This window comes from Duganella callida, assembly GCF_004614165.1.
GTDB lineage: Bacteria > Pseudomonadota > Gammaproteobacteria > Burkholderiales > Burkholderiaceae_D > Rugamonas > Rugamonas callida.
The window spans coordinates 1-14509 of record NZ_SPVG01000088.1 but is presented as its reverse complement, the minus strand read 5'-3'; the positions used below and the strand labels follow the sequence as shown (position 1 = coordinate 14509).

Sequence of the window (14509 nt, the reverse complement as noted above, 5' to 3'; positions counted from 1 at the left end):
GCATCGCCGGGTGGCAACGCCGCTTGCCCCAGTATTATAGACGAACTAAGTCGGGGTCAGAGCCGACATTCGGACCCCGATTTTTAGCGGTTGGCGATGCCGAACGGGACGTGGACCATGGGGATGTTGCCGGCCGGCGCCTGCAGGTGGCCCAGCTGGTCGTCAAAGAACATGTGCGGCTTGAGGATGCTCAGCACGCGTGCCTTCTCCATGCCGCCGAGGAAGAAGGTCTCGTTGGCCGACACGCCCCAGCTTTTCAGCGTGGTCACCACGCGCTCGTGCGCCGGCGCGCTGCGGGCAGTGACGATGGCGATGCGCAAAATCTTCTTGTAGCCGGGGTCGGCGCGCTCGGCGGCTTGCTCCATCTGTTGCATGGCCGACAGTTTGCGGAACAGGTCGGCCAATGGCCCCGGCTGGTGCGGGATGGTGACGCGCTCGACTTCGTGGGTGTGAAAACGGTCGATGCCCTTGCTTTTATAGACGGCTTCCGATTCGTCGTCGGCAATCACGCCGTCGAAGTCGAAGGCGATGCGCAGTTCGCCGTCCGCCTCGTCGTCCTCGGTGCGCGAGGGCAGCACCAGCCCGGCCGGGTAGTTGGCGTTGACGGCGTTGCGCACGTCGACTTCGTTGGCGCTGAGGAATAGCGAGGTGTTGAACGCCGGCAGATACGTGTACGGCGACTGGCCGGTCAGGAAGCAGGCGCGCGAGATGTCCAGGCCATAATGGGCGATCGAGTTCATCACGCGCAGTCCGGTTTCCGGCGAGTTGCGCGAAAACAGCACCACTTCCACCGGCGATGCCTCCGGATGCAGCTTGTTGATGCTGAGGAAGCGGCGGATGAACGGAAACGCCACGCCCCGCTCGAGGATGGTGTCGAGGTGCTGTTCCTGGTATTTGCGGTATTCCTCCGGCCCGCTTTCCTGGTAGACCTGGTGCGAGGCGGTGAGGTCAAACAGGGCGCTGGAGGCGATGCCGATCACCAGCTTTTGCTCTATCGGGTATGGCATGGGGATAACCGTTGTTCAATCATGCCATTACTGTAACCGATATGCGCCCGCTGCGCATCGCGCGTCGCGCCGCCGGTGATTGTGCGCGCAATGCCACAGCCTGCGCGAATAAGGTTGACGTTTTTCGTGGCGGGGTTGAGTATTGTTGGGCGGGAACAAATCTCGCCAATTCTATCCACGGCAGGGGGTGTGGATGTTCGGGAATTACTCACCCGCCCGGCGGTGACCGTGTGCGCGGCATCCCGCCCCGCGATGAAGGCGGTCCCGGCGGACGACTGGGAAGAGGTCTAACCAACAATAAAGTAAGCCACTATCTGGCGCAGCAGCACAGTGAAGGCAGCCTCCGGGCTGCCTTTTTTTCTTGGATCTTCCTCAATCGAAGCGTTGGCGCGCAGTGATAGCTTGGTACCGCATCGATAGTCGTCTAAAGGAGATAATCATGCTGAGCGCCAATGAAGCCGAATGCGTTGAAAAAGTCGCGCGGACTCCATTAGGCTATTCGTAGGCTGGCAGGCGTTTCTGCTCGTCTGGCGTGAAGTTGGCAGCGCGCAGTTGCTGGAGCGCTGCTTCGTTGTCGGCGTTTTGCTGTAGCTCGCGCCGCTGCGCCTGGTAGGCTGTGATGCGGCGCTGCCAGTCGATCTCTTCGCGGTCGACTTCAGCCAGGCGCGCGGCGGCTGCCGGCGACAGGACGGCGGCGCGCATGCGGTAGATATCGTTGTCGTCGGCGCCCTGCGCGCGGGCCTTGGCCACCGCGTCTTCCAGGCGGATCACCCGCATCGGCGCCGCGCGCTCCTCGCGCGCCTGTTGTGGCAGCGCCGCGTCCAGCGCGGCGATTCGCTGTTGGCGCTGGCCCGGGCTCAGGCCGGCGTCGCTGCCGATTTCCAGCCGGGCGATGGCATCCATGTCGTAGGTGTCGCCGGCCGCGAACAGCCCGGCGATTTCCGTGTCGCTGAAATATTGACGGCGCAGTTGCTGCGCCGCCGTCAGGCGCTGACGCGCGCGCATGGCCGCATCGGTTTGCGACGGCAGCCCGCGCTCCACATCCACCAGGGCGCGCTTGTAGGCCAGATAGGCATCCAGCAGGCGCAGGGCCTCGGCGGCCGCCGCCGGACGCAGGCGACGCTCGAGTTCGCGGATAATCTCGGCGCGCACGGAGGCCAGTGGCCGCTCGCCGAGACCGGCCAGATAGTAGTCGAACAGGTAGGCCAGCTCCGGCGTCACCTCCAGCCTGTCGCCGTGCGCGCGCACGTCGCCATCTGGCCGCGTGCCGGCGGCCGAGCGGACGAAGGCGAAATAATCGGCAGCGGAGTGCCGGGTGGGCGCCATGTCCGTCGTCGCGACTGGCGCTTCGGAACGCGCGGCCCACAGCCACGCGCCGTACGCCAGCGCCGCTACAGCGGCCAGCCGCGCCAGCGCCTTCATCACAACCCCAGACCCTGCAGACGGTTGGCCTGCTGGCGATAAATGGTCACCGGATTGGTCTCGAACAGATTGGTGATGCCGATCAGCTGATTCACCTCGTCGAGATGGTTGAGCGCATAGTCGTCACGGATCACGCGGCCCAGATGGCTGGAGCAGCTGCTGACCAGGCCATCGTTTTTGGCGCCGTCGAAGGCCAGCGCCGTCAGCGCCAGCACCGGATCGCTGGCGTCCAGCGCATTGGTATAAGGCTGCGCGCCGCTCCAGGAGAAGTAGTACACGCCGCGCACCTGGTAATCGCCCTCGCCGCAGGCCGATGTCGGCACGCCTGCCGGGTGGCGGCTGTTGAAGGCGGCCGTGCCGGCGGTGCTCAGCGAGACCGCCGCCGCGCGCGCGTTCTGCGGCAAGGTCGGACTGCCGGACAAGAAGCTGATGAAGCCCGACACCGCATTGGCGACGTTGTACGCCACCCCAGGCGCCGCGCCGATCAGGACGTCGGCCACGCGCGAGCCTTTGTTGACGCCGCCCACGCTGGTCACCGACGCCACCAGGTCCGGCCGCACCGATGCCACATAACGCGCCGTCGGCCCGCCGTGGCTGTGGCCGACGAGATTGACCTTGGCCGCGCCGGTCGCCGCGAGGATCTGCTTCACCTGTAACAATAGCTGCTCGCCGCGCACCTCGGTGCTGTTGGCGGCGGATACCAAGGTCACATGCACGTCGGCACCGCCGCTGCGCACGGCCTGGCGAGCCATTCTGCGGGCGTGGCGAACCTGCGCAAGCTCCTGCGCTATAATCGTCAAAAAAATATGACAGGGACAGCCTTGCAGGTGCCATTCGACTTTCAACAATTTCAGGCGATGACGCCGCTGGATGGCGTCAATATCTGGGCGTATCTGCTGGACCGCTACGCCGACCGCATCACGGTCAAGCGCCGCAAGCCGGCGCTGGAAAACCTGGAAAAAATCTTCAACGCCACCTTCAAGCTGGCCAACGAGGTGGGCTTCCGCGCGATGAACCTGCGCGACCTGTGCGGCGAAACCGGGTTGTCGATGGGCGGGCTGTATGGCTACATCGCCAGCAAGGATCAACTGGCCGAGATGATCGAGGACGTGGTGCGTCACGCCACGCTCGAGGTGCCCAAGATGTTCGCCGAGTTGCGCGAGCCGCTCGACAAGCTGGAGGCGCTGATACGCGCTTCGATTTATGTGTCCGAGATCCTGCAGCCTTGGTTCTATTTCGTGTTCATGGATACGCGCGTGCTGCAGGCGGCCCAGCGCAGCACGGCCAAGGAGGCCGAGCTGCATGTGCAATCGCTGTTCGCGGCGATAATCGAACAGGTGCCGGAGCGGCCGGCGGGCGGCGCCGAGCTGGTGGCGGCGCACATTGTCGCCACCTTCCAGGACTGGTACGTCAAGCGCTGGAAGTACCGCGCTGCCGATATCTCGCCGGACCGCTTCGCCGACAGCGCCGTGCGCATGATGCGCGGCTATCTGACCGCACCTGTCATCGCCGCGTAGGCAGGGATGACAGCATGCTGTTAGCGGCTGGGCGGGACCGGTTTGATATTTTCCGCGTTCGGCTGAACTGCCGGTGCCGCCGGTGAGTTGGGAGCGGCCGGTGCGACCGGCGGCAGCGGGGCACCGGGCGTGACGTTCTCCGCGCCCGGTGGCGTGTCATCCACATCCAGCGTCTGGCGCGCGGCGTCGCCGGTGAATTCATCGTACAGCCACTCGCCGTTCACCTGCGTCAGGCCGACCGGCACCGGGCGTTCCTGCGGTGGACGGCTCTGCATCGCCACGCGCATGTAGTCCATCCAGATCGGCAGCGCCACGGTGGCGCCGAATTCCTTCCCGCCCAGCGACTTGTTGTCGTCATAGCCCATCCACGACACCGCCACGATACCGCCACCGTAGCCGGCGAACCAGCCATCGACCGCATCGTTGGAGGTGCCGGTCTTGCCGGCCAGGTCGGGACGTCCAAGGCGCGCCACCGCCGCGCCGGTGCCGGTGCGCGTCACTTCGCGCAGCAGCGAGTCGGTGACGAAGGCGTTGCGCGGATCGATCACGCGTGCCTCGTCCGGCAACGTCTCGCGCGGCTTGGCTTCCGAGATCACCTTGCCGTCGCCGTCGACGATTTTCGCGATCAGATAGGGTTCGACCGAATAGCCGCCGTTGGCGAACACCGAATAGGCGCCGGCCAGCTGCGCCGGCGTCACCGAGCCGGTGCCCAGCGCCATGGTCAGGTTTTTCGGGTGTTTGGACAGATCGAAGCCGAACTTGCCGAGATAATTATGCGCATACGGCACCGTGATCGCGCGCAGGATGCGCACCGACACCACGTTCTTCGACTCCGCCAGCGCGCGGCGCATGGTGATGGGGCCATCGAACTTGCCGTCGTCGTTCTTCGGCGCCCACGGCTCGTTGCCGGTCTCGGCGCCGGTCAGTTCCAGCGGCGCGTCGTTGATCACCGTCAGCGGCGAGAAGCCGCGCTCCAGCGCCGCCGAATACACGAACGGCTTGATCGAGGAGCCCGGCTGGCGCCAGGCTTGCGTCACGTGGTTGAACTTCTGCAGGTTGTAATCGAAGCCACCGACCATGGCATGATACGCGCCGCTGACGGCGTCGATCGACACGAAGGCGGCCGATACCTGCGGCACCTGGGTGATGGACCAGCCATTCTTCTCGCCCTGCATGATGCGCACCACGGCGCCCGGACGCAGGCGGATGGCATCCTTGGCCTTGTCGCTCAAGGCAGCCGTCACTAAACGCAGGCCGTCGCCGCTGATGGTGATTTCGTCGCCGGAAGGATTCTGCACCTTGACCGCCTTGGCGCCCGCTTCCAGCACCACGGCCGGAATCAGGCCCTCGCTGCTCGGGCGGCGCTGCAGCGCTTCCTCGATGGCGTCGTCGCGTTCTTCCTCGCCGGCCGGCAGTTCGATGAACGCCTCCGGACCGCGGTAGCCGTGGCGCTGGTCGTAGTTCAGCACATTGCGGCGCATCGATTCATAGGCCGCCTTCTGGTCGGCCTTCAGGATGGTGGTATAGACGCTGATGCCCTTGGTGTAGGCATCTTCCTTGAATTGCGCGTACACCTGCTGGCGCGCCAGCTCGGCCACGTACTCCGCGTGCACGTCGAAGTCCTGGCCCTTGCGGTTGATGTGCAGGGTTTCGTGCAGCGCCTTCTGGTACTGCTCCTCGCTGATCACGTTCTGGTCGCGCATGGATTTCAGCACGATGTGCTGGCGCTGTTTCGCGCGCTTGGGATTGGCCACCGGGTTGTGACGCGCGGGGTTCTGCGGCAGGCCGGCCAGCATGGCCATTTCCGCGATATCCAGATCCTTCAACGACTTGCCGAAGTAGGTCTGCGCCGCGCTGCCGAAGCCGAACGAGCGTTGACCCAGGTAGATCTGGTTCATGTACAGCTCCAGGATCTGGTCCTTGTTCAGCGCCGCCTCGATTTTCATGGCCAGCATCACTTCCTGCGCCTTGCGGCCCAGGACCTTCTCGCGCGTCAGATAGAAATTACGCGCCACCTGCATGGTGATGGTGGAGCCGCCCTGGCGGAACGAGCCGCCCAGGTTGGAGCGCACCGCGCCCAGCGCGCGCACCCAGTCGATGCCGCTGTGTTCATAGAAGCGCTTGTCCTCGATCGACAGCAGCGCCTTCTTCATCATCTCCGGCATATCCTTGATGGCGATGAAGTCGCGGTGCTCTTCGCCGAATTCGCCGATCAGGGCATTGTCGGCGGTGTAGATGCGCAGCGGGATCTTGGGACGATAGTCGGTGATGGCTTCCAGCGAAGGCAGGTTGGGCGCCACGTACAGCAGCATGTAGCCCGCCAGCAGGCCGCCGCCGGCCGCCGCGGCGATACCGCCGGCGATGGCGGTGCGGATCAGGTTGCGGCGGGTCAGCCATTTGGCGACGAAAGCATTCGAGGTTGTCAAAACATCATCTCACGGTTGCAGAAGTATGGGCGATTATAGATCATGGCTATTGTTACTTGGCGTCACTTGTCGTAACGTACAGGTATACAGATCCAAAGGGACCATATGGCGGAACCGCAGCACATACTGGATTGCGATGTCCTGGTGATCGGGGGCGGCATCAATGGCGCCGGCATTGCGCGCGACGCGGCCGGGCGCGGGCTGTCGGTCGTGCTGTGCGAGAAGGACGATCTGGCGGCGCACACCTCGTCGGCGTCGACCAAACTGATACACGGCGGGCTGCGTTATCTGGAGTATTACGAGTTCAATCTGGTGCGCAAGGCGCTGATCGAGCGCGAGGTGCTGCTGCGCGCGGCGCCGCACATCATGTGGCCCCTGCGCTTCGTGATGCCGCACGCGCCGGGACAGCGGCCGGCGCTGCTGATACGCGCCGGCCTGTTTTTATATGATCTGCTGGCGCGGCGCGAGCTGTTGCCTGGATCGCGCGGCGTGAATCTGCGCTGCCACGCGGCCGGCAAGCCGCTGAAGCCGGGGTTCACGCGCGGCTTCGTGTATTCCGACGGGTGGGTCGACGACGCCCGGCTGGTGGTGTTGAATGCGCTGGACGCCAGCGAAAAGGGCGCCACCATACTTACGCAGGCGGCGTGCACCCGCCTGGAGCGCAAGGCCGCCGACTGGGAAGCGACCTTGTTCAAGGCCAGTTGCGGGCATATCCGCGTCAATGCGCGTTACGTGGTGAACGCGGCCGGCCCCTGGACCGCCGACCTGCTGCATCAGGCGCTGCCCAAGGAGGGCGGTGGCCAGCTGCGGCTGATCAAGGGCAGCCACATCGTCGTCAAGCGCATCTTCGAGCATGACCACGCCTATATTTTCCAGAACCGCGATGGGCGCATCGTCTTCGCCATCCCGTATGAACACGAGTTTACGCTGATCGGCACCACCGATGTCGATTATCACGGCGACGCCGGCCAGGTGGCCATCAGCGACGAGGAAGTGGCGTATCTGTGCCGTCTGGCCAGCGAATATTTTGCCGCCCCGGTGCTGCCGGCCGATGTGGTGTGGACCTACTCCGGCGTGCGGCCGCTGGTGGAGGACGGCGCCGCCGCCAAGGCCGTCACGCGTGACTATCGTCTGGAGATCGACAGCCATGGGCCGCCGATATTGAGCGTTTTCGGCGGCAAGATCACCACCTACCGCAAGCTGGCGGAGGAAGCGGTCGATCACATCGCCAAGGCGCTGTCCAACCATCACGGTGCGTGGACCCAGAATGCCTGCCTGCCCGGCGGCGATGTCTATGGCGCCGCGCCGAATAACCGCTCGGTGCTGGAATTCGACGCCTGGGCGAGGGCGCAGCAGGCCCGTTACAGCTGGCTGCCGCCGCTGCTGGTGGCGCGCTACTGCCGCGCCTACGGCACGCGCATCCACACGCTGCTGTGCGATCGCGCGCAGATCGCCGACATGGGCGACGAAATCGCTCCCGGCCTGTACGCCGCCGAAGTCGAATATCAGCGCCGCTACGAATGGGCGCGCAGCGCCCAGGACATCCTCTGGCGCCGCACCAAACTGGGCCTGCATCTGCCGGCGGACGCCGCCGACAGGCTGCGCCAGTGGCTCATCGAGCATCCGATGGCCAAATGAAAAACGGCAGCCACTGGCTGCCGTTCTGGTTGAAGCGCCGTGCGCTTATTTCACGCCGTGCATCAGCTTCTGGATCAGCGGGGCGATCAGGAACAGGATCACGCCGCCGGCCATCAGCGAATAGAAGCCGAAAGTGTAGCCCTGCAGCGCCGACGGCACCGACATGCCGCTCTCGCCCGACACCGCCGAAGCGAAAATGCCCGACAGGTTGTTGCCGATGCCGGTCGACAGGAACCAGCCGCCCATGCCCAGACCCACCAGACGGGTCGGCGCCAGCTTGGTCACCATCGACAGGCCGATCGGCGACAGGCACAGTTCACCGATCGATTGCAGCACGTAGACCATGAACAGGGTCCAGAACGGGATCTTGTTGTTGACGTCGACCAGCATCGACAGCGCGTACATCAGCAGCGCGAAGGCCGATGCGTTGAAGATCAGGCCCAGGCCGAACTTGCGCGGAATCGAGGGATTGGCGCGGCCCAGCATCACCCAGATCGCGGCGATGATCGGCGCGAAGGCGATGATCGCCAGCGAATTCACCGTCTGGAACCAGGCCACCGGGAAGGTCCAGTTGAACATCTCGCGGTTGACGATCTTCTCGGCCAGGAAGGTGAACGAACTGCCCGCCTGTTCGAAGAAGCACCAGAACATGATGTTGAAGAAGAAGATCACCAGCATGGCGATCACCTTGTCGCGCGCCACCTTGCCGTTGCGGATGCCTTCCACCAGCAGCATCACCGACAGCAGGATGAACAGCACCGACAGCACCAGCTGCAAATTCTTGGCGCCGGCGGCCAGCAGGAAGTACACCACCGGGATCACGGCGATGGAGCCCAGCACCACGTACAGCAGGCGCTTCGGATCGTTGTTGGTCGCGTCCGGCGCACCGATGCCCTTCAGGCCGCGGCGGCCGATGTAGAACCATACGAGGCTGATCAGCATGCCCACGCCGGCCGACATGAACACCACTTTATAAGCCGGCATGCCGCCGCTGCCGAAGATGGCCGACGCCAGCCACTCGGTCAGCACCGGCGCGATCAACGCGCCGGAGTTGATGCCCATGTAGAAAATGGTGAAGCCGGAATCGCGACGCGTGTCGGCGGTGCTGTACAGCTTACCGACCATGGTCGAGATATTGGGCTTGAACATGCCGTTGCCGACGATGATGGTGGCCAGGCCGAATTTGAATACCGTCTGGTCGGGGAAGGCGATCATGAACAGGCCGGCAGCCATGAAGGACGCGCCGACCAGGATGGAGCGCTGGTAGCCCAGCACGCGGTCCGCCACATAACCGCCGAACAGCGCGGCGGCATATACCAATGCGAGATAGGAGCCGTAGACCAGGTTGGCGGATGATTCGCCGGCCGAGTCGCCGTTGTAGAACTGCGCGACCACGTAGAGCACCAGGGCCCAGCGTATGCCGTAGAACGCGAAGCGTTCCCAGAACTCGGTCATGAACAACATCCACAGCGGAGCCGGATGCCCCATGATCTGCTTAAATTCCGGAATGGTGGCTTCCGTTTGCTTGGTGGTGGCTGCACCGCTCATGCAACTCCTCCTCATCATCTCGTTATGGTCAAAAAAGTACTGGCATCCCTTGTGGGGCGGCCAAATTGCGCGCCATTGTAATCTACAAATCCGCTCCCGACGCACTTTTTGATGCCGACCCTGCAAACTTGTGTCATTTGTGATAACCCCGTGCCGTCGGGATGTCGTGTATATTGGTGGCGCAGGTCTCTTAAGAATATGGAAGGATTTACGCATCATGGAACTAGAGGTTGTCGATACCCAGATCTCTCCCGAAGGTCAACTGGAGATTCTTTCTAAGGCGGAGGTGAACAAACTGCTGGATACCAGCCAGGGCGGCCTATATAACGTCTTCCGCAAGTGCGCACTGGCGGTGCTCAACTGCGGCAGCACCATCGACGATGGCAAGGAACTATTGGAACGGTATAAATCGTTTGACATCAGCATCGTGCAGCGCGAACGCGGCATCAAGCTCGATATCAAGGGCGCGCCGGCGATCGCTTTTGTCGACGGCAAAATGATCAAGGGCATACACGAGCATCTGTTCGCGGTGCTGCGCGATATCGTCTTCGTCAGCAACGAAGTCACCGATAACCCGAAATTCGACCTGACCGAGACCGGCGGCATCACCGACGCCGTGTTCCACATCCTGCGCAACGCCAATGTGCTCAAGCCCATGCTCAACCCCAACCTGGTGGTGTGCTGGGGCGGACACTCGATCAACCGCGCGGAATACAACTACTCCAAGGAAGTCGGCTATCAAATGGGCCTGCGCGACCTGGACATCTGCACCGGCTGCGGCCCTGGCGCGATGAAAGGGCCGATGAAGGGCGCCACCATCGGCCACGCCAAGCAGCGCTTGCACCGCGGCCGCTACCTCGGCATCACCGAGCCGGGCATCATCGCCGCCGAGTCGCCGAATCCGATCGTCAATGAGCTGGTGATCATGCCGGACATCGAAAAGCGCCTGGAAGCGTTCGTGCGCACCGGTCACGGCATCGTGGTGTTCCCGGGCGGCGCCGGTACGGCGGAAGAGATTCTGTACATCCTCGGCATCCTGCTGCATCCGGATAACGCGGAGATTCCTTTCCCGCTGATCTTCACCGGTCCCGAGACCGCGCGCGAATACTTCGTGCAGATCAACCAGTTCATCCACGCTACGCTGGGGCCCGAGGCGCAGAGCCGCTACAAGATCATCATCGACGATCCGGAACTGGTGGCGCGCGAGATGCAGGCCGGGATCAAGCAGGTGCGCGAATTCCGCAAGGCGCGCAGCGACGCCTATTACTACAACTGGGGCCTGAAGATCGACGCCGAGTTCCAGCGTCCGTTCCCGCCGACCCACGAGAACATGCGCAATCTGAGCCTGCACAAGAACCAGCCGGTACACCTGCTGGCGGCCCAGCTGCGCCGCGCCTTCTCGGGCGTGGTGGCAGGCAATGTGAAGGAGGAGGGCATGCGCGCCATCGAGAAGTACGGCCACTTCGAAATCCATGGCGACAAGGAGATCATGGGGCCGATGGATGCGCTGCTGGCGTCCTTCGTTGCCCAGAGCCGCATGAAACTGGCCGGCAAGCCGTACACACCCTGCTATCGCGTGATCCAGTAAAACCGCCGGCCCGCGCGCGGCTGCTAGATTGCCGGCCAGCCGGCCGGCAGCGCGCGCGAAGAAATGGTCAGCAGTCCCGGCGCGGCGGGGAAGATGGAGGCCAGCAGCCTGGCCAGCAGCGCATCCTCGGCGGCCGCGTGCAGGTAGACGGCTCCGGTGCCGACACACATCGCCGCCAGGTTCGCCATGCACTGGAAATCCCCACAGCGCACCAGCAGGCCGGTGCCGTGGCTCGCCACGGACAGCAGGGCAGCCATGTCGCTCAGGGCCGCGCCATCGATTTCCAGATATAAGGCGGCGGGCTGCGCACCGTCGCGCCGCCTGATCTCACCGATGATGCTGGTGGCCGGCTGCGTCAGCAACGCCGCCAGCTGCGGCGCGGCGGACGTCGCCGCGCCTCGGTCCTCCTGCCCATCCATGGCATCGGTGATCGTCTCGACCAGATCGACCAGACCGTCGCCATCGATGACGAACGCCGGACCCACGGCGCCAACGCCGCCCGGGCGCAGCAAGGCCGCGACCAGCGCGCGGCCCGCATCCTCGGCGCACGCGTTCAGCGCCGCCGGCAGAATGAACACCGGGTGCGCCTGGGGCTGCGATGCGATCAGCGGTTTCATGGTTTGTCGTGGCTTCGCCTGGGCTGGTTTGACTTTATTGTAAGAACAGAGCGGCGTCGGCGTGAATAAAGCGCTATAAATTGTTGTTAAAGTACGCTGCTTCCAGGCCGCTAGTGATTGCCAGTTGTCCAACAGGCGTGACACAATGATCACAATTTCAGCAGGAGGGAGCGCAATGGCACGCACCGATACCGTCGTCGAGCAGGAATTGGCCTTCGGTCCGTATCGGCTGGCCCCCGCCAACCGCTTGCTGCTGAACGACGGCCGTCCCGTGCACCTGAACGGCCGCGCCTTCGACCTGCTGCTGGCGCTGGTGGAGCGCGCCGGGGAGGTGGTGAGCAAGGAAGAATTGATCGCCCGGGTCTGGCCCAGCACCATCGTCGAGGAAAACAACCTGCGGGTGCACATCGGCACCTTGCGCAAGGCACTGTGCGCGGACGACAGCGGCATGCGCTACGTGGAGAACGTGGTGGGCCGCGGCTACAGCTTTGTGGCGCCGGTGACGCGCGTGGCGCATGACATCCGTACCACAGTACTGCACAAGGATATCGTGCGTCTGCCGCTGCTGCAGACCCGCCTGATCGGCCGCGAGCAGGCGCGCGAGCTGCTGACGGCCATGGTGGCGCAGCATCGCTGCGTGACCATCGTCGGCCCGGGCGGCATCGGCAAGACCACCATTGCGCTGGCTGTGGCGGAGGCGCTGGCGCCAGTCTTCGGCGAGCATACCTATTTTCTCGACCTGGCGCCGGTGACGGACGGCCGGCTGCTGGCCAGCACGGTGGCGGTCGCGCTGGGATTGCCGGTGCTGGGCGACGATCCCCTGCCGTCGCTGCGGGCGTTCCTGCGGGATAAGCAGGCCATGCTGATCTTCGACAGCTGTGAACACGTGATCGACCAGGTAGCCGCGCTGGCGGAGCAACTGCTCGCGGACAATCCGCCGCTGCACATCCTGGCCACCAGCCGCGAGCCGCTGCGCGCCGAGGGCGAGCGCCTGCACCGGCTGGAGCCGCTGACCGTGCCGGCACAGGGCGTATCGCGCGAGCAGGTTTTGTCGTATTCGGCGGTACAACTGTTCACCGAACGCGCCATGGCCAGCATGAACGGTCTCGATCTGTCGCCGGAAAACCTGCGCCACATCGTCGATATCTGCCGGCGGCTGGACGGCATTCCACTGGCGATCGAACTGGCCGCCGGCCGCGCCGACTTCTTCGGCATCGCCGGCCTGTCGGCGCAGCTGGAAAACTGCTTCAACACGCTGGTGCGCGGGCGCCGCACGGCGCTGCCGCGCCACCAGACGCTGCGCGCCACGCTGGACTGGAGTTTCGACAAGCTGCCAGTCGTCGAGCAGACGCTGTTGCAACGCTTCGCGATCTTCCGCGGCAGCTTCACGCTGGAGGCGGCGGTGGTGGTGGTCTCTGGCGACGGTATCGGCACCGACCAGGCGCTGGAAGGGCTGGCCAATCTGCACGCCAAGTCGCTGCTCAGCACCGAGGCCGACCAGGACGTGATGCTGTACCGGCTGCTCGACACCACGCGCGCCTACGCCGGCGAAAAGCTGGCCGCCGCCGGCGCCATGGCCAGCATGGCGCGCCGCTATGCCGACTATTGCTGCCACCTGTTGACCGATGCGCAAACGGACTGGGAGCGCCAGTCGACCGGCGCCTGGCTGGCGCGCTACGGGCGCAGCATCGACCACGTGCGCGCCGGCCTGGATTGGGCGTTCGGCGCCGGCGGCGACGTCGTGACCGGCGTCACGCTGACGGTGATCTCGGCGCCGCTGTGGTATCAGCTGTCGCTGATGAGCGAATACCGGCAGCGGCTGGAAGTGGCGCTGGCATGCGTGGCTGCGGGGCCGGAGGCGGACGAGCGCGCGGCAATGCAGCTCAACCTGGCGCTGGGCCACGCCTTGTTGCATACGCACGCCGGCGACGCCCGCTGCACCAGCGTGTTTGCCGCCACGCTGCGGCTGGCCGAACGGCTGGGCGACATGGCGTGCTACATGCGCGGCCTGTGGGGCGCCTTCACCGACGCCATCTTCCATGGCGACTACGCCAGCGCGCTCGGTTTCGCCGAGCAGTTCGGCGACTGCGCGCGGCGCTATGCCGGCGAGGCGGAAAAAGTCATCCATGCGCGCCTGACATCGCTGGCGCTGCATTACCTTGGCCGCCAGGACGAGGCGCGGGTGTACGCCGACGCGGTGGCCGCGCATCCGCTAACCCACGCGGCGCGCGCGCAGAATAACGGTTTCCAGTTCGATCAGCGCATCTCTTCGCTGGCGATCCAGTCGCTGGTATTGTGGATGCAGGGATACCCGGAGCAGGCGCTGCGCGTCACCGGCGCCGCGGTGCAGGAGGGGCGCGAGATCGGCCACAGCATCTCGCTGTGCTTCGCCTTGACGGTGGGCTGCTCGGTCGCCACCTGGAGTGGCGCGCGCGCGCTGGCGCAGGGTTGGACCACGGAGTTGCTGGATGTCGCCAGCCGCGCCATGCTGCCCAACTGGCATTACTGGGGAAGGGTGTTCCAGACGGCCTGGCTGCTCGAGTACGCACCGGGCGATACCGCCCGCGAGTCGCTGGCCGCGCTGGAACAAAGCCCGTTCTGCGGACCGCTGCAGACCGAAGTCATGGCCAGTGCCCACCCGGCCCTGCTGACCGCGCGGGCGCTGCAGCGCGCCGAAGATGGCCGCGCCGGCTGGTGCCGGGCCGAGATCATGCGGCACCGCGCCGCCAGAGCGCTGGCGCAGACC

General features: G+C 64.8%; 10 protein-coding genes. 4 read left to right on the top strand and 6 right to left on the bottom strand.

From position 1 onward, the window contains the following. Positions 1-83: 83 nt before the first annotated feature. The 3 genes from E4L98_RS09125 to E4L98_RS09115 all read right to left on the bottom strand — a co-directional run bounded on the left by E4L98_RS09125 (position 84) and on the right by E4L98_RS09115 (position 3181). Positions 84-1007 (bottom strand): 5'-nucleotidase, encoded by a 924-nt coding sequence (locus tag E4L98_RS09125; protein WP_135201245.1) that lies wholly within the window; start codon positions 1005-1007, stop codon positions 84-86. 495 nt (positions 1008-1502) lie between these two features. Continuing rightward, positions 1503-2429 carry a lipase secretion chaperone gene (locus E4L98_RS09120; RefSeq protein ID WP_135201244.1) on the bottom strand — a complete coding sequence of 309 codons (927 nt, stop codon included), beginning with the start codon at positions 2427-2429 and terminating at the stop codon, positions 1503-1505. After that, positions 2429-3181 carry a lipase family alpha/beta hydrolase gene (locus E4L98_RS09115; RefSeq protein ID WP_135201243.1) on the bottom strand — a complete coding sequence of 251 codons (753 nt, stop codon included), beginning with the start codon at positions 3179-3181 and terminating at the stop codon, positions 2429-2431. The genes E4L98_RS09120 and E4L98_RS09115 overlap by 1 nt, the downstream gene beginning before the upstream one ends. 75 nt (positions 3182-3256) lie before the next feature. On the opposite strand from E4L98_RS09115, the gene E4L98_RS09110 reads away from it, so the two are divergent. Beyond that, positions 3257-3946, top strand: coding sequence for a TetR/AcrR family transcriptional regulator (locus E4L98_RS09110; protein WP_229257325.1), 690 nt, complete (start codon positions 3257-3259; stop codon positions 3944-3946). 20 nt (positions 3947-3966) lie between these two features. Here E4L98_RS09110 and E4L98_RS09105 read toward each other — a convergent pair whose 3' ends face one another. Further along, positions 3967-6372, bottom strand: coding sequence for a penicillin-binding protein 1A (locus E4L98_RS09105; protein WP_135201242.1), 2406 nt, complete (start codon positions 6370-6372; stop codon positions 3967-3969). A gap of 105 nt (positions 6373-6477) precedes the next feature. Between E4L98_RS09105 and glpD the strand changes: the two genes are divergently transcribed. After that, positions 6478-8010, top strand: a complete 1533-nt coding sequence (glpD, locus tag E4L98_RS09100; RefSeq protein ID WP_135201241.1) for a glycerol-3-phosphate dehydrogenase — start codon at positions 6478-6480, stop codon at positions 8008-8010. Positions 8011-8055: 45 nt separating this feature from the next. Here glpD and E4L98_RS09095 read toward each other — a convergent pair whose 3' ends face one another. Then, positions 8056-9558 (bottom strand): peptide MFS transporter, encoded by a 1503-nt coding sequence (locus E4L98_RS09095; protein ID WP_135201240.1) that lies wholly within the window; start codon positions 9556-9558, stop codon positions 8056-8058. Positions 9559-9775: 217 nt separating this feature from the next. On the opposite strand from E4L98_RS09095, the gene ppnN reads away from it, so the two are divergent. Next, positions 9776-11146, top strand: coding sequence for a nucleotide 5'-monophosphate nucleosidase PpnN (gene ppnN, locus E4L98_RS09090; protein WP_135201239.1), 1371 nt, complete (start codon positions 9776-9778; stop codon positions 11144-11146). Positions 11147-11169: 23 nt separating this feature from the next. On the opposite strand, the gene E4L98_RS09085 is transcribed toward ppnN, so the two are convergent. Then, positions 11170-11763: an aldehyde dehydrogenase family protein gene (locus E4L98_RS09085; protein ID WP_135201238.1), complete on the bottom strand. Its 594-nt coding sequence runs from the start codon at positions 11761-11763 to the stop codon at positions 11170-11172. A gap of 175 nt (positions 11764-11938) precedes the next feature. Between E4L98_RS09085 and E4L98_RS09080 the strand changes: the two genes are divergently transcribed. Continuing rightward, positions 11939-14509: ATP-binding protein (locus E4L98_RS09080; protein WP_167761305.1), on the top strand; the 2571-nt coding region annotated here is incomplete at its 3' end.